Consider the following 19999-nt stretch of genomic DNA (forward strand, 5'->3'; position numbering starts at 1 on the left):
CTGCCAAATCCCAAAAAGATGACATTGAGCAAACGTAGTATTTTGTTGAGCGCTCTTGTATTAGTAGTGCTGGGAAGTTCAATTTTTATAAATATTCTTCTTTTCAGTCGAGCCAAACAGTATTATCGCGAACTCAATCAAACTCGTTTAGATCCTCTCGGATTGAACAACCATCCTATAAATGCCCAGCCAGTTACTAATAACAAGCAAACCCGTGTGGTTTTCTTTGGTGACTCCAGAGCGGCCAGTTGGACATCGCCCAATCTCGGTGAATATGAGTTTATTAACCGGGGAATTGGTTCTCAAACCTCAGTTCAGGCGATCGAGAGATTTGCCTATCATGTGCGCTCCTTAAAACCCAAAATCGTAATTATCCAAGTTGGTGTCAACGATCTGAAAACCATTCCTTTGTTTCCCGAAAGCAGAAATGCGATCGTTGCCAATTGTCAAGGAAATATTAAACGAATTGTCGAAGAATCTAGGAATCTGGGTGCAGTAGTAATCGTGACTACTATTTTCCCAGTCGGAGAAGTGCCACTAGAGCGCAAGCCTTTTTGGTCTGATGACATCAGTCGGGCGATTAAAGAAGTAAATGCTTACATCGCCACCTTAGCAGGAGAGAAAACTATAGTGTTTGATACCTTCCCTATTCTTGCCGATAGTCAGGGCATGATGTTGCCGAAATATAGAGCAGATGAACTACACTTGAACGAAGAGGGGTATGCGATTCTCAACCAGAATTTGTCGCAACTACTCAATACAATGGAACGGAAAAAAGTACAGAATTAGGCTATTTTGAAAAATTCAATTTTTGACTCATAACTATTGAATTTTTAAGGGAATATTGGCCACCCTAAAATCACCCGGTTCAATAGTCGTCATAAAGTCCTTCGTCTTCGGGTGCGCAGCCTTTCAAAAAAGCGTCCTGGCTGCGAGTAATAGCTGGGTCAATCAAATAGTCTTCGCAGTCGAGTAGCGATCGCTTGAGAGGCGGTGGTTCTGTTGGCGAAATACTCGACTCAGAACTTGCATTCGGTAACTGCTTTGTCTGTTGTGCTTTGTACAAGAGAAATTGCACGAAATCGAGCACTTCCTGTTGTTTTTCTGTCGGAAGCAGCCGCAGATTTTCTAATAGGGTTTGTTCGATATTCATGCTTTGTATCATTATTTTTTCCCTTCAGCTTTGTTAGCGGGACTCACTACTTTTTTAGTTTGAATCGTTGGAGGTTCGCTGCTTTCTTCGACCAAACAAACCAGACATACTTAAACCTGTCACTAGCAAGCCGAGCATTCCCAATCCGTTTAAAATCGGGTAAATTGCTTGCAGGTGAAAGATTTCGCCTGTATGAATTTTTAACAAGAATCTCGATGAGATTTCTATACCGAGCGGCCACTCTCGGATGATTGCGATCGCCATTCCAGTCAACACCGTCAGCGCGATCGGCAAAGCAACAATAATGCCTAGAATGCGGTGGTACTTGCGAAATGCTTTCTTCATAGTGGTTGAAAGTTTTGGAAGAGTGAGGTTATATAAGGAGGGAGGGTTGAGTGCTTGTGTCTGAGTAACTGCGATCGCATAACTCTCACAGGACTTACGCACTCCGACTCAGAGAAACCGGATATTTTAACTTTTATTCAAGGTTTGAACTAATTAGGGGGTTAAAAAACTCGGTTTCTGCGTCCCCGACTGTAGAATCAAGCACTCAGCAATTAAATCTAGGACTTAGGAATGGTAGCGATCGTTTTTTCTAGCGACTGCAATTGAGCCAGAACTTGCTCTTTACTCGGCTTAGACTTTTTGAGTTCGTCCATGACTTTTTCTGTAGTATCTTCCACTGCATCGTAGCTTTTAGGAGCTTTAGCTTTGATGCCGTCTTCTACTTTCTTCCAGGCATTCTCGAACTTGTCAAATTCGGTTTTGGCTTTGGCAAAATTACCAGTCTGAACTGCTGCTTTGGTATTGGTAACTACACTCAGCAACTCTGTATAATTTCCCTGAGAGGTTGATTGCTCAGTTTTTACAGCAGTACCAGCAGGAATCTCTGAAGGTGAGGCTTGCGGAGTGGAAGCTTGCTTGGCGCTGTCGCAACCAGTCAAAGCTAGAAGGGTGAGGGTACTAAGCACAATAATTTGATTTAAACGAGCCATGAACAATCCTCAAAAAAATTAAGGGTACAATCTATTTTGCCACAAAACCAGCAGATAAACCACTAAAATGATGTGCAATTCCTGCACTTAATAACCGTTAGCAGCACGGGAAAGACCGTGCTGCTAACGCTGTCATCTTCGAGAGGGGCGCGGCAGTTAAAGAAACCGAGTTTCGGGAATTTAGGTAATGTTATAAATGTCGGGATTTAACAACCTAACGGAAACATCCAAATGTTAGTTGATCGAAACTGACAGAGTGTAACTGGCGCCGCCTCGTTCTGTACCCACGACTATCTGATATTTTCCCGTCTGGGGCAATTCTCCAGACCAGCTTTTTTCTCCTTCAGCTACGGCGTTTGTATTCGGATCGACAACCTTAAAAACAGCGTTTCCCTCAACTGATTGGATCTCAACATTCATGGTTTGACCTTGTTTGGCGCTAATCAAATAAATCATGACTTCGCCGCGCGCTACTCCTCCTTTTACTTCCGCTGAACTAGCACCTGTTTTAAACTGAATCTGCTGCTGCCGCTGAGCCATTAAAATAGCCGGTTGTTCCGGGAGGGCTGCGCTGGGAACAATGCTAGATATAGCCTTTACTGAAGCCGGGAAAATCGCAGAGGCACTTAAGCCGATCGTCAAAATGTTTAGCGGGTGTTTGAAAGTTTTTGCTGGTTTGTTCATGGGAGTTTAACAGTAAGAGTGAAATTTGTTTACTTGTAGGATTATAGCTGAGTGGGCCTGTCTGCGTGCGATCGCCCTTGCGGAAAACTTGATTTGAGAGCAAGCCCCGGGATGTGAGATAATTCTAGGCGATCGCAACTTACGCATTACTGCACAGTCGCCAGCGGGCGCGGTACAGTAAAAACACCCGCAGCGCGGTGTTACCAAAAATTTGTGCAATTACTAATTATCACAAACCAGACGATATGACCCAAAAGCCAACCATCACCTACCGCACCGAAAGCGACTCGATGGGAGACAAACAAATCCCATCTACTGTTTACTACGGCATTCAAACTCTGCGCGCCGTGGAAAATTTTCCAATTAGCGGTATCAAGCCTTTATCAACTTACGTCGATGCTTGCGTTTTAATTAAAAAAGCTGCGGCAATTGTCAACGGTAAACTCGGCTGCATTCCAGAAGATATCAGTCAAGCACTTATCCAAGCTGCTGATGAAGTTTTAGCGGGAAATCTGCGCGATCAATTTGTAGTTGATGTCTACCAAGCAGGCGCCGGAACTTCTCACCACATGAACGTTAATGAGGTTCTTTCCAATCGCGCTTTGGAAATTATGGGATCTGAAAAAGGCAACTACAAGCGCGTCAGTCCCAACGATCATGTAAACTACGGTCAATCGACAAATGATGTGATTCCGACGGCGATTCGGATCGGCGGATTGTTGGCGTTAGAAAAAACTTTGTTTCCGGCCTTATCTGGGGCGATCGCATCCCTTGACAAAAAAGCCGCAGAATTCCACGATATCGTCAAATCCGGCCGCACTCACCTGCAAGATGCCGTCCCGGTTCGACTCGGCGAAACCTTCGGCGCCTGGGCGCAGATTCTCAGAGAACATACCGCGAGAATTGAAACTGCATCGGGAGATTTAACATCCTTGGGATTGGGAGGAAGTGCGGCGGGAACGGGCTTAAATACTCACCCAGAATATTGTGAAAAAGTTGCTCAAATTCTCTCGGAGTTAATCGGAAAACCCCTAAAACCCGCGCCGCATTTAATGGCAGCAATGCAGAGTATGGCGCCGTTTGTAAATGTCTCTGGCGCGCTCCGAAATCTCGCTCAGGATTGCGTTAAAATGTCCCATGACTTGCGTTTGATGGACTCGGGGCCGAAAACGGGTTTTAAGGAAATTCAATTGCCTCCGGTGCAACCTGGTTCGTCAATTATGCCGGGGAAATACAATCCTGTGATGGCAGAAATGACTTCGATGGTGTGTTTTCAAGTCATGGGTTACGATAGCGCGATCGCCCTGGCCGCCCAAGCAGGACAATTAGAATTGAACGTGATGATGCCCCTCATCGCCTACAATCTGATTCACAGCATCGAAATTTTAGGCAATACCATCAGCGCCCTGACGACAAAATGCCTCGACAAAATTGAAGCAAAGGGCGATCGGTGTCTCGCTTACGCAGAAGGCAGTCTCGCCCTCGTTACCGCCCTCAACACTCACATCGGCTATCTCAATGCCGCCGCCGTCGCCAAAGAATCTCTAGAAACAGGCAAATCTTTGCGGCAAATTGTGCTAGAACGCGGTTTAATGAATGCAGAAGACTTGGCAAAAGTTCTAGATTTAGAGAAAATGAGTGCAATGCCAGAAAACCGGGCGGTTGAAACCGCTTCTTGTCAAACAAAACCCGCTGGTATAGCGGGTTGAAGGCCGGGCGGTTAAAATTACATTATTTTCTTTACACCGCGGAGGTGGACTTAGTTTGACAAGACGCGGTTTCAACCGTACGTCCTATCTTTTCAACTCTAAAGTTTGGGAGCAAAATTTATGCGCGCAGGTTCCTTTGGCAAACCAACTCAAGATAAAGAGAACACAACTCAAGTGACATTTCATTATGTGGAAGGTCACACGGAAACCTTTACTGTTCCGATGCCTGCACAAGAATTTCAAGAGGAAGTGCTGCAGTTGTTAAATCAACCTTGGTTGACTTTTCATTTGGTCGATCAAACGGTTTTTATCTGCACTGCCCGGTTGGTGAAAGTAGAAGTTAAACCTGCTATCCCGGAACTTCAAGGTCAAGGAATTTTCTCTAACTCCCTGCGAGTTAGTACCATGCAGCGGGCTGCTTCTGGCAGATTACCGATGTCTACTTAAACTTGGTAATGGGTAATGGGTAATTGGGAAAAAGGTAATTGGTAATGGGTGATGAGTAATGGGTAATCACAAAGCCAAAAAATACCAATAATCCACTCCTCCTGCCAATTCCCAATGACCAATTCCCAATTTCCAATTACCAATTCCCAATTCCCGATTCCCAGAAACAATTAGTTTAAAGCCTCTCCCCGATCGGGAGAAATTAAAAGAACACGATTCATTACTCCAATCCTCTTCCTTCTTTTGTCAACTGTCAACCCTTCGGCTGCGCGACCGGGCAAGCTGTCAACTGTCAACTGTCAACTGTCAACTGTCAACTGTCAACTGTCAACTGTCAACTGAATAATTATGTCTGCTGTTAGTTTAATTCGCGCCAATTCATACGATCGCCAAAATCTACAAGCATCTTTAGAAAATTTGCTGGCCCCCTTGGGCGGAATGTCGGCTTTTGTCAAATCGGGCGATCGGGTTTTACTCAAACCCAATCTCCTCACAGGTTCTCGCCCTACAAAAGAATGCGTCACCCGCCCGGAATTAGTTTACTGCGCGGCGAAAATGGTGATTGAAGCGGGAGGAAAACCATTTTTAGGAGACAGTCCGGCTTTTGGTAGCGCGATGGGCGTAGCTAAAGCTAACGGTTATTTGCCGCTGTTGGAAGAACTGAATTTGCCAGTAGTTGAGTTTCAAGGAAAACGCTACGAAACTGTCAGCAAAGATTTCAATCATCTGCGAATTTGCAAAGAAGCAATGGAAGCCGATGTAGTGATAAATTTGCCCAAACTGAAATCTCACGTTCAATTAACGGTGACAATGGGCGTCAAAAATTTGTTCGGCTGCGTGCCCGGAAAAATGAAGGCTTGGTGGCACATGGAAGCCGGCAAAGATAGCGCCAGATTCGGTCAAATGCTGGTAGAAACTGCCCGGGCAATTAATCCAAATTTGACGATTTTGGATGGGATTATCGGTCACGAAGGTAACGGGCCAAGCGGCGGCGAACCTAAGTTTTTGGGAATTTTGGGCGCGTCGAGTGATGTGTTTGCTTTGGATCGAACTTTAGTGGAAATTATTAATGTCGATCCAGCAATGGTTCCGACTGTAGCTGCGGCGATGAGATTGGGACTGTGCTCGAATTTGGAGGAGCTCGATTTTCCACTGTTGCGGCCGGAAACTCTCAAAGTGTTAGATTGGAAATTGCCCGAAAGTATGATGCCGATCGACTTTGGGATGCCTCGGGTGATTAAGTCTACTTTTAGGCATTTTTATATCCGGTTTATCAAAGAACGGATGGCGGCTTACGCGGGAAAATAAAGGTTTGTAATAAGGTTTGTAGTGAGTCGGCGGTGGAAACCGCCACTACACAAACTCTCGTCGGCCTCCGCAGACTGAAGAGTAAAGTTATGGGATTTTTTATTGTTGATTTTCTAGGGGAGCCAGCGGGGGCGGAATCCTTTTAAAGGCAATTCTTGTGGTGAGGGAGAATTATTAGATGTCGGTGCGTTTTTTAAGTTGAAAAGTATGAGAGTTGAAGAGCCGATCGCACTTCCGCCATCTGTTCTCAAATCTCCTGCGACTGGTTCCGATTTCTTGGTAACTATCCGGTCTAATAGCAATTCTAACCCGTCCGGCGACAAGCTCATTCTTGTCTCCACTTGGTCGGGCAAAACTAACAGCGGTTTTACTGCAAATGTCTGCAAATTAATTGCTTCTAGGGTAAGTTGCTCGGAAAAATCTTTCCCGGGCTTGGGCCTAGTTAACAAGCAGTAAAGCTGAGGATTTCTGGGGTCAAACTGACAGTTTATAAATTCTCCGGCGGTGCGGATCAATTCTTTTTGCAATCCCTGATTTGTTACTAAAAAAATTGACTGCGTAAAATCGCTGTTGTACTTCAGCATTGCCGATTCTCGGCCGTCGGGAGTGAAGCTGAACACTCTCCGAAAAGATGGTATGAAGTCTAAAGGTTTGACGTTTGGTGTTAGGGATAAAATGGCGATGCCGTCTGCTTGGGGATTGGCTAATGTTGCGCTGTCTGGGGCGAGCGCAAATTCTCCAGCCGGACGACTTAACAACCGCTGCGGAATCGGGGAAGTTTCCGGCCGCAGCACCCACAAACCGATGTCCTCTGCATTGCCCCTCTTGGCGCGCTGAACTGCGATCGCCTTGCCGTCACCAGACAAATCGAATTTGAGATTTTCGTAGTCTTGATTGCCTAAAATTTGCTGGATCAAACCCGGTTTTTGAGCCGGATCGGAACTTCTGCCTGTGGTTGCGGCATACAAAGATTGTTCGTACAAACCAGGCTTGTATTTCGACCATTCGCTAGCAGAAAATAATATGCGATCGCCCGCCGGATAAATTCTAAAATCTTTAACGACTAAGTTCTCAGGGGTGAGGATTATTTTTTGTTGGCGGGTGAGATTGTAAAGAATTAACCGCCCTTTTTCTGCGGCTTCTGTGCCTTTGTAAACAAAAGCTCGATCGGGCGTGCTAAATTGACTGGCAAACGGTGCGATCGCATTTCCTTGTTTGTCAGAACCTAGTTGCTCCCGCGCTTTTTGCAATGTAATTTTATAAGTGCGGTCGTACTGGGGAGGCGCTATCAAAGTATATACCATCCGCCGCCCCGACCAACTAATTTTTCCCGGCAGAGGCGGCTCTACGTGCAGGTTTGCTTCTACGCTTGCACGATCCATCGGGCGGCTGAAAGTCAGGACAAAAGCAGTATCTCCCGCCCCTACCTGTTTGTTTTGCCAGCTAAAATCGCGCACTTTCGGTAAAGATCGATCGCCCTGAGCAAGCAAAAACCCGCTCGCCAAACTCAGCAACACCATCAATGATACAGCCGCGCGGTCGATCGGCTCGAATCTTGTTAATTTTCCCACAAACTTACAACAGCCTGAATTTAGGCTAAACTTATTCCCTAACTGGAAATTCCGCCGTAAGGAAGACTTTTAAGACAAACCAGCAATCTCAAATAAAAAGTGAAATGAAATTTTATGCGATCGCCTCAAATCAATCGATAACCTAGACAGTTACAAAACAAGCACAACAAAAGTTACAGAAAACAACCCATTAATTCTCGATTTAAATCCTCACAAGTTTAAAGTCGCAGGTCAAAATAATTAATGATTATTTCTACTTGTGGCTTTTGGCTTTTTATTTGTGAAAACTGACTATTTACAACACAAGAGAGAAAATTCAACCATACAATACTTCTTCCACGGGCGGCGTGGCGTCTTTGGGGTCGAACTCTTTTAATTTGAAAGCTTGCAGCAAAAACAGCCAGATATAAAGCGGATTCAACAAAACATACCGCTGCCAGAGGCGCCGGGGTTCCTTCATCAGCCTAAACAGCCATTCCAAACCTATCTTAGACAAAAGCTCAGGAGATTTCGCCAAATTTCCCGCATGAAAATCGTAGGCTGCACCTACAGCAATCAGCGGCATTGATATGTCATCCCGGTATTCGTAAGCCCAGACTTCTTGTCGCGGACAGCCCAAACCTACAAAAGTAATGGCTGCACCGCTGTTGCGAATTTGCAGCGCAATTTCCTTTTTCTCTTGGGGCGAAACGTGCCTAAATTTAGAAGGCTGAGTTCCAGCAATAATTAACTTGGGATAACGCTGGCAGAGATTGCGAGACAAAGCCTCCAGTACAGAAGCTTTAGATCCGTACAAATAGATAGAGAATCCTTCTTCGGCCGCACGTTCGCAGATGTGTAACATCGCATTCGGCCCGCAAACTCGATCGGGCAATCCCGTATTGTAGAGCAAATTTAACGCCCATCTTACGGGTTGTCCGTCTGGCAATACTAAGTCAATGTGATTGATCCGGTAGCGGTGAGTGCTGTCAAGCACCCCAGTCATTACCCCGTGAACCGCTAAAGCCGAAACTGACAGTGGTTTTCCGGCGCTGGCTGCCGCCATAATTTTGCTGACAGCCGCTTCATAATTAACGGCATTTACTAATATGCCGAGTACATTCTTTTTCCCGAGATCGATCATAGAACACCTCTGTAAACCAACACTCACCGTTACACTCATAAATCTCGTGTATGATTGTTTGAACGTTGTATTCAATCATTTACCAAAATTGCCCGGAAATTCTTTTTCTCCCCGCTCAATTCTGCGATCCCTCTTTCAGCCAGCGCTCGCGGTTACATTCATAAATCTCCTGCAGGATTTGTTTAACGTTATATTTCATTTTCCAGTCAGGATAGTGACTGGCGAATTTTGAATTGTCGCTAATCCACCAAATGTGATCGCCAATGCGATTCCCTTCAGCATAAGTCCAATTGAATTTGCGTTCCGCAATTGCCTCGCACATCTGGATGGCTTCTAACATCGAACAATTGCTGTACCGGCCTCCTCCTGTATTATAAACTTGGGCGCTTCGGGGAGCTTTATAAAACTCATAAAATGCCGAAATTAAATCAGCACTGTGAATGTTGTCGCGGACTTGCTTGCCTTTGTAGCCAAACACGGTGTAAGGAGTTCCCGTCACGGCGCACTTCATTAAGTAGGCGAGGAAGCCGTGTAATTGAGCTCCAGAATGATTTGGACCAGTCAGACAGCCACCCCGAAAACAAGCCGTATTCATATTAAAATAACGACCGTATTCTTGAACTAAAACATCAGCGGATACCTTGGAAGCACCAAACAAACTGTGCAGGCACTGGTCGATCGACATATCTTCCCGAATGCCACTTTCGTAAGTATGACCTGGTTCAATTTCCCACCTGTGTTCTAATTCAACTAAAGGCAATTTGTTGGGCGTGTCGCCGTATACTTTGTTAGTAGAAGTGAAAATGAAAACGGCATTGGGACAGTACAAGCGAGTTACTTCTAAAAGATTGAGAGTACCGTTAGCGTTGACGGTAAAATCTATTTTAGGAGCGCGGGCAGCCCAATCGTGGCTGGGTTGGGCTGCTGTGTGAATTACTAACTCGACCGACTCGCCGTACCGCTGAAAGATATTGGTAATCGCTTCATAGTCGCGAATGTCCACATCTAAATGGTAATACTTTGTTCCCAGTGATTTTTCTAGTTGTTGGCGGTTCCAATTAGTAGAACCATCAGCACCAAAAAAGAACTGGCGCATATTGTTGTCGATGCCAACGATGTCGAAACCTTGTTTGGCAAAGAATTTACAGGCCTCAGATCCAATTAAACCCGCCGCTCCAGTAATGATTGCAACGCTCACGCTTCACCGCCTAAAAAATATAGTTTTCTTTGTTTTGTGCGATCGAGCAAATCAGATTTTATCCTGGTTTGCCTTGGAATACATCTTCGCACAATTCGGCAAAAAATTTACCTTTGATATTCCAATCATAGATTTCCCTGACGCGCTTTTGACCCGCACGACCCAAGCGATCTCGCAATTCACGATCGTGCGCTAAACACACTATAGCTTCTGCTAGACCTTGCACGGCGCGATCGGGGTCAGTAGCAGCCACTTTAATGCCAGTTTCAGCAGTCACTTGAGTAGCGGGGCCGCCCAAATCCAAACAAATCGTCGGACGCCCAACCCCCATCATTTCCGTGCAGACAAAACCGCCAGAGTCGTGCAAACTCGGATGGAGGAGAACGTGAGACTCCGCCATTTTAGAAAGAGTTTCAGTGCGCGGTAAAGCTCCCCAAAAATGTACTTTATTTGCCAGTCCCAATTCTGTTACCAAATCTTCTAAACGCTGCCTTTCCGGGCCGTCTCCGACAATCCAATATTCCGATTGTTCCACCTTCGCCTCCGCAAATGCACGGAGTCCCAAGTGCATCCCTTTCCAGTGTAATAGACGACCGACACTGATAAATCTAATTGGTCGATCCGGCGGGGTTGGAAATTTTTCTAGTTCCTCAATTTCCTGCTGGGACAAACCGACTTGCGAGAAAATTTTCACATTTTTTGCTTTGAGAAATCGCACTCGGGCTGCTGTTTCTTCGGTAGTTGCCAGCGCCACGGCACTGCGGCGCGCCGTCAGCCCCACAAACGGATCGCGTTCTCCGGCGCTTTGAGCCAATGCTCGCAGCGTTTCGTAAATTTTGCCCCGGCGGCTAAAATCTTGCCAAAAAGGCTTTGGTGCTGCTTCTGCACCCCCCACAGGCCCCCAAATAAAAGGATGCGGTAACAGCGCCAGGAAACTTGGAGACCAATGTTTGACATAAGTTACGTGATGTACTACATCAAAACCAATTTCGCGATCGAGCTTTCGAGCGATAAAATAAGCCCAGATTTGCCACAAATAGTAGTGAAGTTGCAGCAATCCCTGTCTCCCCTTCCAATCTTCGCTCCACCCAAAGGGATCGAAATAAACAAAGTGCAGGTTGGGCACTGGATTGCGTTCTAGTTCTGCTTCAATGTACGATCGACAAAACGTGCGAGTAAATACCCAACTTTCGTGATGTTTAGCAGATTGAATAACAGTATTCCATCCCACTCCCTCTTCGGAGCCGAGATTAGGTTCGCAAGCAAAGGCAGATAATAGAACTTTCATCGGTAATTAGTAATTGGTAATTGGTAATTGGTAATCGGTAATCGGGGATATTGGGAATTGGTAATTGGTAATTGGTAATTGGGCATTGGGCATTGGGCATTGAGAATTGGTAATTGGTAATTGGAAGTGGAAATTTCCCCGTAAAAAATTCTTCCCTCTTCCTTCTGACTGATGACTGATAACTAATGACTGATAACTAATGACTAATGACTAATGACTAATGACTAATGACTAATGACTAATGACTTCACCTCTTCCCCATTAAAAAAGATGTAACTTCGACATAAGCTTTAGCTGCTGTTTCAGGATTTTTTTGAGAAATTAGCTGTCGCGAACACTCTCCCATCGATTCAATCAAATCAGGACGACCTATAAAAACCTGCATCTTTTCTGCCAACTCCTTGGCATTGCTAGGATCGAAAATATAACCGTTTTCCCCCGACGCAATTAACTCACAGGAAGCTGCACCGTTAGAACACAATACCGGTTTCCCAAACACCATTGCTTCCGGTACAACCATCCCCCAGACATCCTCAAAAGTAGGAAATACAAAAATATCAGCAAGCTGAAAATAAGCTCCCAAACTTCCGTAATCAACCCATCCCACCCAGTTTACTTGCTCGGGGAAATCTTGCTCTTTAATAAAAGCTTCCAACTCATCTCGCTGGTCGCCCTTGCCAACAATTAGTAAAGTATAATCAGAATATCCTTGCTTTTTGAGTATGGCACAAGCTTCTAACAGTGTCTTAATTCCTTTTCTAGCTGTGATCCGTCCCACATATAAAAAAACTGGCTGTTTGACATCTAAATTTAGCGGCTTGGTTGTGGCCAAAGGTTTCAGCAGCGTTTCCGCATCGGGAACTAAATAAGTTCTCGTAAAAACCTGCTTTTCCGGTGCATGGAGAACTTCCACCAAATATCTTTTCCCGGCTTGGCTGTTAGAAATAAAAGCATCGGCAAATTTAGCTAAAATGCGTCTGGCGAATGTCCGAAAACTCGAATCTCGAAAATCTGTGTTTGGGGAACTCCCGTCATAAATAATTGCAACTCGCCATTGACAAAACGGTTTGAGGAGAATTACCAAGACAGTCCACAAAGAAAAAGCTTGAGGAAAAACTACTTGAGGTCTAAATTTGAGCAACTGACCGATGATGCTAGGCGACACTGCGATGAAACCGCGATCGTATCCTGTTTCTATCTTTTGGGTTTCGACAAATTTAGTCTCCCCTACTAACTTAATTGCTGATGCTCCCGGTAGCGTCGGATCGAACCCAGACCACACGCGACCAGTATAAAACACTGTATTCTTATATACTTTTGTAAATTCTCTCAATACAGGCTGCCAATATGCACCCAATTCTACTTCTGGAACCAGCCAAGCGACGCGCAAATCATCTCGATCGACCATGCTATTCACCTTGGGTTTTGTTTTTAGTTAATCCCAGCTTGCTCAAAACTGAAAACCAAACTAACCTTCTGTAAGGTAGCAACCAATACACTGGCCAGAATAAACCACCGTGACGCTGAGCAAATACTTTCCACTCTTCCCAGGGTTGAAGGGTAGCATCTTTAAAAGCTAAACCCTTGGGTTGGTTCATTTTTTGCAAGCCTTCACTCATATTGGCAGCCGCTATTGTTGTTGACTGCGGATTGGGAGAACAAGTTCCTTGATAGCCTGGAGCTATCCAAACTGTACAGCCTTTTTGTCTGGCACGCAGGCCGTATTCCCAATCTGATAGATAATGAATAAAAGCTGGATCGAGATTGCCAACCAGTTCAACCACGCTGCGGGGAATTAACACGCAGTTACCATTCATGCTGTCACAAGGCTGAGCTGCTTTTGTAGGTTCGAGGAAGCGAAATTTAAAGGGAAGCAATGGGGTAATTTTGACTATGCCGCCGTAAGTAAAATTACCTGTTTCTGGATCGCGAGTAGAGCCGGCGACGATCGCCTTTTTTTCTCCTTTTTTAATTAGCTCGCTACTGGTTGTCAGCAGGTCGTTTAAAGCTTCAGGATCGAGTACGGTGTCGTCGTTGAGCCAGACATAGTAATCTGGATCGTCTTTCATGGCTTCGGTGAAAGCAACACGCATTCCTCCATTCCAAAATAAGTTACCATCTCCCGAAAAAATCTTGACTTGAGGGTATGTTTGCTGTACGGCTTCGGCTGTGCCATCAGTGCTGCCGTCATCTACCAGATAAGCATTGAGTGCAATTTCACTTGTCAATATTTGCTTAAACAGCGACTCTAGAGTGGCTAAAGTCTTTAACTTGCGGTTATGGCAAGTCATCAGGACTGCTATACTTATCGGCTCCATCTATATCAAATATTGGGCTGTTTGTGCAAAATTGGTATAAAACTGTCCTCTGGCGATCGACAATGCCGATCGACTGCGAGTCCTATTCAATTATTAACTTAATCTGTCGCGAGTATCAAGAATATTTAGTCGATCGTTTATTTTTTGATTTTCTAGCTTTGCCCCGACGATAATTGCCTGAGGAGGTGATTGTAGCAATCAACACGTCCACTATCCGAAAATATACCAATACACACCCAAAAACCGACATTCTCAATACCCTACAAGTTCTACGTTTAATGAGTTTTACCTACTTAGCAGCTTGCCAAACTTCTTGATAAAGGTTTTGATACTCGCGAGCTTGCACTTCTAACGTAAACTTTGCTTCGACTTTCTCTCGTGCGTTGCGACAAAGCTGTTGGTGTCGCTCGGAATCTTCTAGCACCCAAGCAATCCCTCGCGCTAAATCCTCACTGTCGTAAGGTTGAGCTAAATATCCATTGTGCTGGCGATCGACAATATCTTTTAATCCCGTCACATCAAAAGCCACCACAGGCGTACCGCAAGCGAGCGCTTCCGATGCCGTCTGACCAAAAGCTTCGTACCGCGACGGCACAACCATCACATCCGCCGCTGCATAAACCTGTGACAAAGCAGCATCATCCAACCTGCCTAAATAATGAGTTTTGAAACCGACATCGATCGGGCTTTCAGGCTCAGAACACCCAAAAACCAAAAGTTCAATTCGATCTTGCCATCCCGACTTACTGAGGCTTTGCAAAGCCGGAACCAGCAACGGAAAACCCTTCCAGCGATCGCCCGTACCCTGCATCGCCCCAAACAACACCAACTGTTTGTGTTGGGGCAAATTCAAACTATCTCTCACCTGCGGGCGGTTCAGCGGCTTGTAGAGTTGAGCATCAAGGCCATTAGCAATGACTTTAACTGGATATTTTTCAAACAAAGAACTAGATTTAGCGCATTCAGCCAACCAATGACTCGGAGTTACCAAAGTCAGATTCAAATTTTGCCAAGATTGAGCTTTGCGCTGCCAAATCCAACGAGAAATATCCGCATCTTTAGTGCTGTGCAGTTGCGGACAAGCACCGCAAGCACCAATATAGCGATCGCAACTTTCACTGTAGTGACATCCACCCGTAAACGCCCACATATCGTGCAGCGTCCAAACCACCGGTTTATTAAACTTGGCGAGGGTTTCAATCTGCATATAACCTTCACAAACCCAGTGCAAATTAATCACATCTGGGTTGACTTTGGCAACTTCAGATGCCAAGGAATCAGGAACCCATTGCGGCGAAAAAATTACCTGACCTAGTTTTGGATAAACTTTTAACGGCAATCTATTTAATTTAGCTCTGAGACTCTTAAACTTTTCTCCTAATTTGGTCGGCATCAACCGCACGCTTTCATCATTACTCGACTTGTAATTCACCAACATTTGGGAATTTACCCCCACACTTTGCAAGCCCTGGTGCAGGCGATAAGTCGCCCTCGCAGCACCACCTTTAATATCGTAATTACTGACCAGCAAAACTTTCATCAAAACATCCTTAACCCATGGTTAGTTAATTAAATTCTCAAAAGTTTTTTAATTTTTCGCTGGACTTTCTTGACAAATTTCGGATCGTAATCATATAAACTCTCCTGAGTGAAGCGATCGGCTTGCGCGTCCCGAATCACAAACGGAGGATGTTTTAGAGGAAAGGCGATCGGTTCAACAGGCATATTATTGTAGGGACTGTTGAGATCATCCGTGTGAGTTCCCCCCGTTCCGTGTCCGATATTTGCAGCTAAATTGACATTAGACAAAATATTCAAACCATTTTGAATAAAACTAGCAAATGTCCACTGAAAATCCCAAGTATCAATAGCTTTTTCGTAACACAACTGACAAGTTTTCGTCCAGATTTTGGCAGCACGAGCATCTCCCAACACATCCATCAAATAATTGCCATCTCGAACCGACGGCCACAGCTTCATATCTAAATCGTAGTGTCGCCAAGCTCGCCTCCAACTCGCCCAACTCCAGCAGTGAGTGTAGCGAGAAAAGTAGTAGCTACAATCAGTTCGCTGCTTCCCAAACTGCACGTTTTGTCCAGATATCGACATAATTCGTTCGTCGTATCGGTAGCGTTCGAGCAACTCTTCTGCAAAGTAGAAAAATGTACTGTCAGGCAAACAATCATCCTCAATAATAATCGCCTCTTCCACCGTATCAAACACCCAATCTAACCCGCTAGAAACGCGCTGGCGACAGCCCAAATTTGTCTCAGCATAATTCTGCAAAACTTCGCATTCCCAATCCACCTGCTCAATAATCGCGCGAGCAGCAGCGCATTGCCGGTCTTCTCCCGGTCTGTCCGGCCGCGGCCCGTCAGCAACTACTAACAATTTAGACGGCTTGACTTTGCGGATTTCTGCGAATACTCTCAGAGTTTCTTCAGGACGTTTGAAAATAATAAACGCGACGGGGGTTTTTAATGGTCTATCGAACATTTACACAACTCCACTCTGCTAATTGCTGACAACACTTGTGACTTTCGACAATCTCCTTTTTAGACCCGAAATTTTATTGTCAAATACATCCAAAACAATCTTAGGAATATTGCGTTTTGGTATTCCTACATAACCCGCAACATATTTAGTAAACTGCTCTCCTAGAGGCACATTCCAAAAATCTGATTGGGGATTAGCCACTTGGCTAAACAGTCGCTTAATTCCGTAGCCTTTTTCTGCAGGCAAATGCCACACATCCATTTTGAAATCAGCCTCAGTTGCTGTACAAAGTATCGGCGATGTCCACACTCGATTAAAATAAGCATTGCCGCTGCTGCGAGCATATCCCAGCTTATTGTAAATGTAGGTGAGCATCTGCTCTTCTGTATTTAATTTTGTCTTTCCTTCGGCAAATCTTTGCAAGCAAGTCTCCCATATCGAGTCTACTTCGTCGGACAGTATTTTAATGTGCTTGCCACTTCCTACGATAAATTCTGCACCAAAATACTTGGGAGGCTCATCTACTTTATAGCCTAATTCCTCATAAATTTTCTGCATTTCTCGCCTGGTTAAACCGCTGATTTTTTTGTCTTCAGGCTCGTACAAATCGTAGGTTGCCAAACCTTGTTTTTCAATATCGGCAATTATGCGATCGGCGGAGTTTACCCACACGCAGTCAGAGTCTAAAGCGATACAGCGATCGTTTAACTCAGAATGATTTTTCAAATATTGAATTATGTCAAACTTAAAAAACGTACTTCTGAAGGCGTGGTAGTATTCAATTGGTGGCTGATAGGTAAATGGAATCTGGACAACTTTAACTCCGATTTTGTCGAAAAACTCAACGGTGTTAAAGCTTTCAATATTTGGAATGCGATCGGCATTCGTAAATAAGATATGCTGAGCTTCCGGGTTATTTCTCACGCTGGAAGCAAAATATACCACCGCACATCGCCAGTAAACTAATTGAAATTTCTCCGATGAAGATTTAGCATCCGATCCCTGCGGATATTTACTTTCCTGACCTTCTTCATCACAGCACATTCCAGTAACTATGTAAACAGAACCGCTGTTATTCATGGCCTAGATCTCCTGTTATATTTAAAGTGTGGATTCAATTAAAGCCGTGAAGCGAAGCTATCCCGTTCCCCGAAGGGGTTCGGTGAAGGGTAGGGAATCGCCCATCATGTGAAAATAGAAATCCGATCGCTTGAGAATCATTTCAGAACCAATATGCGCTAAGTTGCTCAAGCTAGTCGCCAGCGGCAGATATCGATAGCGAAACGAAGACAGTCTGGGATCTGTTTCTTGATATAAAATATCTTGAGCAAAATTGCCCCACCTTTCCTCGATCATATCGATCGTCATACCAGCGTGCCCCGAAGGCAGCAACATATTGGAACCGTGAATGCCTATCACCAAGCGACTCTCAGAGTAAACCTCACACATTTGCCTCTCTGTTTTTTCATCAAACTTATCCACCCTGAAATCTTCTACCCACTCAGGAAAGCTAGTGCTTTTGCCTAAACCTGCAACTGCAAACTCCGCTTGCGGCAGCAACTTTCGCATTTTCTTAAACAACCTCTGCACCTTCCAATTTTGAATACTTAAAAGAATTTGCAGCAAGTTGATTTTTCGGCAAAGTTTCACAAGCAAATTATTGCACCACAGCCGATCTTCCCGCCAAACAAAAGTAATTTTGTATTCTTCCTTGTCAAAATCGTGTTTGGGAACCCCCGTAAATTTACTAATATCAAATTGACTGGGGTGAGAATAGGCTTCACTGACGTAAACTTCATCAAAACGTTCTAACTGTTTGCTGACAAAATCGCCAAAACTGGGATAGTAAGACTGACCATTTTTCAGCGATATAGGTACTGTCCAGACTTCTGCCACTCCTTCGGGAACCATCCACCTCATAAATTTTTGGACGATGACAATCAAACCCAACTCTGGGTGAGATTCTAAATGCCTCTGTGCGTTGAGCAACTTTAAAAGGCTGTGTCCGTAAAGATAATCAATGCAGTTTAATACGATTACCCGCTGGTAAGATTTGAAGATTTCTTGAGAAATTTCTAGCTGTTCGTTTTGAGGATTTTGCAGAGATTTGAGCAATGGTTTTGCTAAAAATTCTTCCGCATATTTGTCATCACTAACAGTTGTTCCTTCAGCTAAGTTAATGCTGTAAGCAGTTTTAGCGGCGTGGCCAATTCTCAACTCGTCAATGATTTCGCCGCCTCCTGGAGACTCAGACACAACACAGACGCGGGTACCTTGCCACAATACTTTAACAGGTTTGAGTATTTGCCCAGAATATGGACAGTGCGATCGATGTTGGAGCTTGGGTTTAATTTCAATCATTTGATCAATCCTATCAGCCTGGAAGCCGCCTTGTATAAATTCAGCGAATTTAGGATTAAATTGCCAAAAGGTCTCAGTTCTTTAATCAAAAAGTTGACTAAAATAATTACATAGAAATAAGTGATTAAAGTTGCCGCCGTTGCTCCAAAAGCTCCATATTTAGGAATCAGTAGAGAGTTCAATACTATATTAAAAACTGAGCCAATAACTGTCAAGTAAAGACCGTATCGCAGTTGACCTTCTAAGGCAAAATAGGTATTTCTAGCGATACCAAAGTTACTGCCAAATTGAGCCCAAACGTAGATTGACAACACCCTGGCTGAATCTGTATATTGCTCGCCGTATAGAGTCTGGACTATGAAAGGAGCTAGCAGAGAGATTGGTACTGCCACTCCCAACCACAAAAATAACATGGTATCTGAGTAAATCTGAAAGTTTTTTAAGTATTCGCCATAATTTTTTTCTCTTAACTGTGCGAGTTTAGGGAAAATAGAAGAAGCAATAATCACCGGCAAGAAATCACAGATTTCCGAGAGTTTGACTGCAACTGCATAATATCCTAACTCAGTTTTATTTATAGAGCCGAGCATAATCTGATCGATTTTGGAATAAATAAAAACCGCCAAGCCCGATAGCACGAGCGGCCAACTTTCCTGAAGCAATTCTTTGCCTCGCTGCCAACTGACTCGCCACAGCTTGAAATCATTTCCCTTGCTTTGGTAGACAATGGCGATCGCCAATCCGGCTAATGCTACCTCTCCCAACCTGATCCAAGCAAAAGCAATCAGCGGTGCTTTGAGTTGAATTAATCCGATTCTGAGTCCTGCAACCAGTAACGATACGAAATTTTTAGCAACAACTGTATATTTAGATTGAACTTGAGATTGAAACCAAAAATTTATTGTTTCAAAGGACTGAAAAATAGTTCCGGCGGCGATGATACCCACCAGCCAACGAGTTAAGCTGTCGTTGGGATTCTGTATCGAAATCACTGTCACCGTTAGCAGTAAAGTGATGATTCCGCCTGCTAATTGTATGGCAAAAGCAGTCCCTAGAGTCTCTTCTTTGCAGTCGGGATTGCGAGCAATATCGCGCACTACCAGAGTACCCAATCCCATTGTTGCCACCGAGGCAAACAGGGAAACAAAGGCGATCGCATAATTGATTAAGCCAAATTGTTCCGGGCCCAGATATCGTGCTACCCACACGCCCACCAGCAGACCCAGAGCCATCTGCAAAATTTGGTCGGTCAACAGCCAAGCCAGGTTGCCGAGTACCTGGCGGAGGCCGGGGCCGAGCTTTTGACTGACCGCATTTAGCTTATCTAACATCAGAAAGTTTTCAGTCC

Annotated in this window: 19 protein-coding genes; 4 read left to right on the top strand and 15 right to left on the bottom strand. The window is 44.6% G+C overall.

Annotation, left to right across the window (positions count from 1 at the left end; translation table 11 throughout):
* Positions 1–18: 18 nt before the first annotated feature.
* Entirely contained in the window at positions 19–789 is a 771-nt protein-coding gene (locus QUB63_RS26830) for an SGNH/GDSL hydrolase family protein (protein WP_332948404.1), read from the top strand.
* A 79-nt stretch (positions 790–868) separates the two neighbouring features.
* Here the strand turns inward: QUB63_RS26830 and QUB63_RS26835 are convergent, their stop codons facing one another.
* The 4 genes from QUB63_RS26835 to QUB63_RS26850 form a co-directional block, all read right to left on the bottom strand.
* Entirely contained in the window at positions 869–1165 is a 297-nt protein-coding gene (locus QUB63_RS26835; protein WP_332948405.1) for a hypothetical protein, read from the bottom strand.
* 42 nt (positions 1166–1207) lie between these two features.
* Entirely contained in the window at positions 1208–1498 is a 291-nt protein-coding gene (locus tag QUB63_RS26840; protein ID WP_332948406.1) for a peptidase, read from the bottom strand.
* Positions 1499–1716: 218 nt separating this feature from the next.
* A complete protein-coding gene (locus tag QUB63_RS26845) occupies positions 1717–2148 on the bottom strand; it encodes a hypothetical protein (RefSeq protein ID WP_332948407.1) in 432 nt (143 codons plus the stop codon).
* A gap of 234 nt (positions 2149–2382) precedes the next feature.
* Positions 2383–2832: a hypothetical protein gene (locus QUB63_RS26850; protein ID WP_332948408.1), complete on the bottom strand. Its 450-nt coding sequence runs from the start codon at positions 2830–2832 to the stop codon at positions 2383–2385.
* A 245-nt stretch (positions 2833–3077) separates the two neighbouring features.
* On the opposite strand from QUB63_RS26850, the gene QUB63_RS26855 reads away from it, so the two are divergent.
* The 3 genes from QUB63_RS26855 to QUB63_RS26865 all read left to right on the top strand — a co-directional run bounded on the left by QUB63_RS26855 (position 3078) and on the right by QUB63_RS26865 (position 6296).
* The gene (locus QUB63_RS26855) at positions 3078–4541 is read left to right on the top strand and encodes an aspartate ammonia-lyase (protein ID WP_332948409.1); all 1464 of its coding nucleotides are present in this window, start codon (positions 3078–3080) and stop codon (positions 4539–4541) included.
* 120 nt (positions 4542–4661) lie between these two features.
* Complete coding sequence (locus tag QUB63_RS26860) at positions 4662–4988, top strand: hypothetical protein (RefSeq protein WP_332948410.1); 327 nt, start codon at positions 4662–4664, stop codon at positions 4986–4988.
* A 348-nt stretch (positions 4989–5336) separates the two neighbouring features.
* A complete protein-coding gene (locus QUB63_RS26865; RefSeq protein WP_332948411.1) occupies positions 5337–6296 on the top strand; it encodes a DUF362 domain-containing protein in 960 nt (319 codons plus the stop codon).
* 113 nt (positions 6297–6409) lie between these two features.
* Here the strand turns inward: QUB63_RS26865 and QUB63_RS26870 are convergent, their stop codons facing one another.
* The 11 genes from QUB63_RS26870 to QUB63_RS26920 all read right to left on the bottom strand — a co-directional run bounded on the left by QUB63_RS26870 (position 6410) and on the right by QUB63_RS26920 (position 19982).
* Positions 6410–7867, bottom strand: coding sequence for an Ig-like domain-containing protein (locus QUB63_RS26870; RefSeq protein WP_332948412.1), 1458 nt, complete (start codon positions 7865–7867; stop codon positions 6410–6412).
* Between the two features lie 316 nt (positions 7868–8183).
* Positions 8184–8990, bottom strand: a complete 807-nt coding sequence (locus QUB63_RS26875) for a WecB/TagA/CpsF family glycosyltransferase (protein WP_332948413.1) — start codon at positions 8988–8990, stop codon at positions 8184–8186.
* Between the two features lie 115 nt (positions 8991–9105).
* Positions 9106–10188: an NAD-dependent epimerase/dehydratase family protein gene (locus tag QUB63_RS26880; RefSeq protein WP_332948414.1), complete on the bottom strand. Its 1083-nt coding sequence runs from the start codon at positions 10186–10188 to the stop codon at positions 9106–9108.
* A 58-nt stretch (positions 10189–10246) separates the two neighbouring features.
* On the bottom strand, positions 10247–11476 hold the full coding sequence (locus QUB63_RS26885; protein WP_332948415.1) for a glycosyltransferase family 4 protein: 1230 nt from the start codon (positions 11474–11476) through the stop codon (positions 10247–10249).
* A 247-nt stretch (positions 11477–11723) separates the two neighbouring features.
* Entirely contained in the window at positions 11724–12884 is a 1161-nt protein-coding gene (locus QUB63_RS26890) for a glycosyltransferase family 4 protein (protein ID WP_332948430.1), read from the bottom strand.
* A gap of 1 nt (position 12885) precedes the next feature.
* Complete coding sequence (locus QUB63_RS26895; RefSeq protein ID WP_332948416.1) at positions 12886–13767, bottom strand: glycosyltransferase family 2 protein; 882 nt, start codon at positions 13765–13767, stop codon at positions 12886–12888.
* 316 nt (positions 13768–14083) lie between these two features.
* Entirely contained in the window at positions 14084–15334 is a 1251-nt protein-coding gene (locus QUB63_RS26900; RefSeq protein ID WP_332948417.1) for a glycosyltransferase family 4 protein, read from the bottom strand.
* Between the two features lie 29 nt (positions 15335–15363).
* A complete protein-coding gene (locus QUB63_RS26905) occupies positions 15364–16290 on the bottom strand; it encodes a glycosyltransferase family 2 protein (RefSeq protein ID WP_332948418.1) in 927 nt (308 codons plus the stop codon).
* Positions 16291–16308: 18 nt separating this feature from the next.
* Positions 16309–17370 carry a hypothetical protein gene (locus QUB63_RS26910; RefSeq protein ID WP_332948419.1) on the bottom strand — a complete coding sequence of 354 codons (1062 nt, stop codon included), beginning with the start codon at positions 17368–17370 and terminating at the stop codon, positions 16309–16311.
* Between the two features lie 57 nt (positions 17371–17427).
* The gene (locus QUB63_RS26915; RefSeq protein ID WP_332948420.1) at positions 17428–18651 is read right to left on the bottom strand and encodes a hypothetical protein; all 1224 of its coding nucleotides are present in this window, start codon (positions 18649–18651) and stop codon (positions 17428–17430) included.
* Positions 18648–19982 carry a flippase gene (locus tag QUB63_RS26920; protein ID WP_332948421.1) on the bottom strand — a complete coding sequence of 445 codons (1335 nt, stop codon included), beginning with the start codon at positions 19980–19982 and terminating at the stop codon, positions 18648–18650. The genes QUB63_RS26915 and QUB63_RS26920 overlap by 4 nt, the downstream gene beginning before the upstream one ends.
* Positions 19983–19999 lie beyond the last annotated feature (17 nt).

Source organism: Microcoleus sp. ARI1-B5, assembly GCF_036705795.1.
Lineage (GTDB): Bacteria > Cyanobacteriota > Cyanobacteriia > Cyanobacteriales > Microcoleaceae > Microcoleus.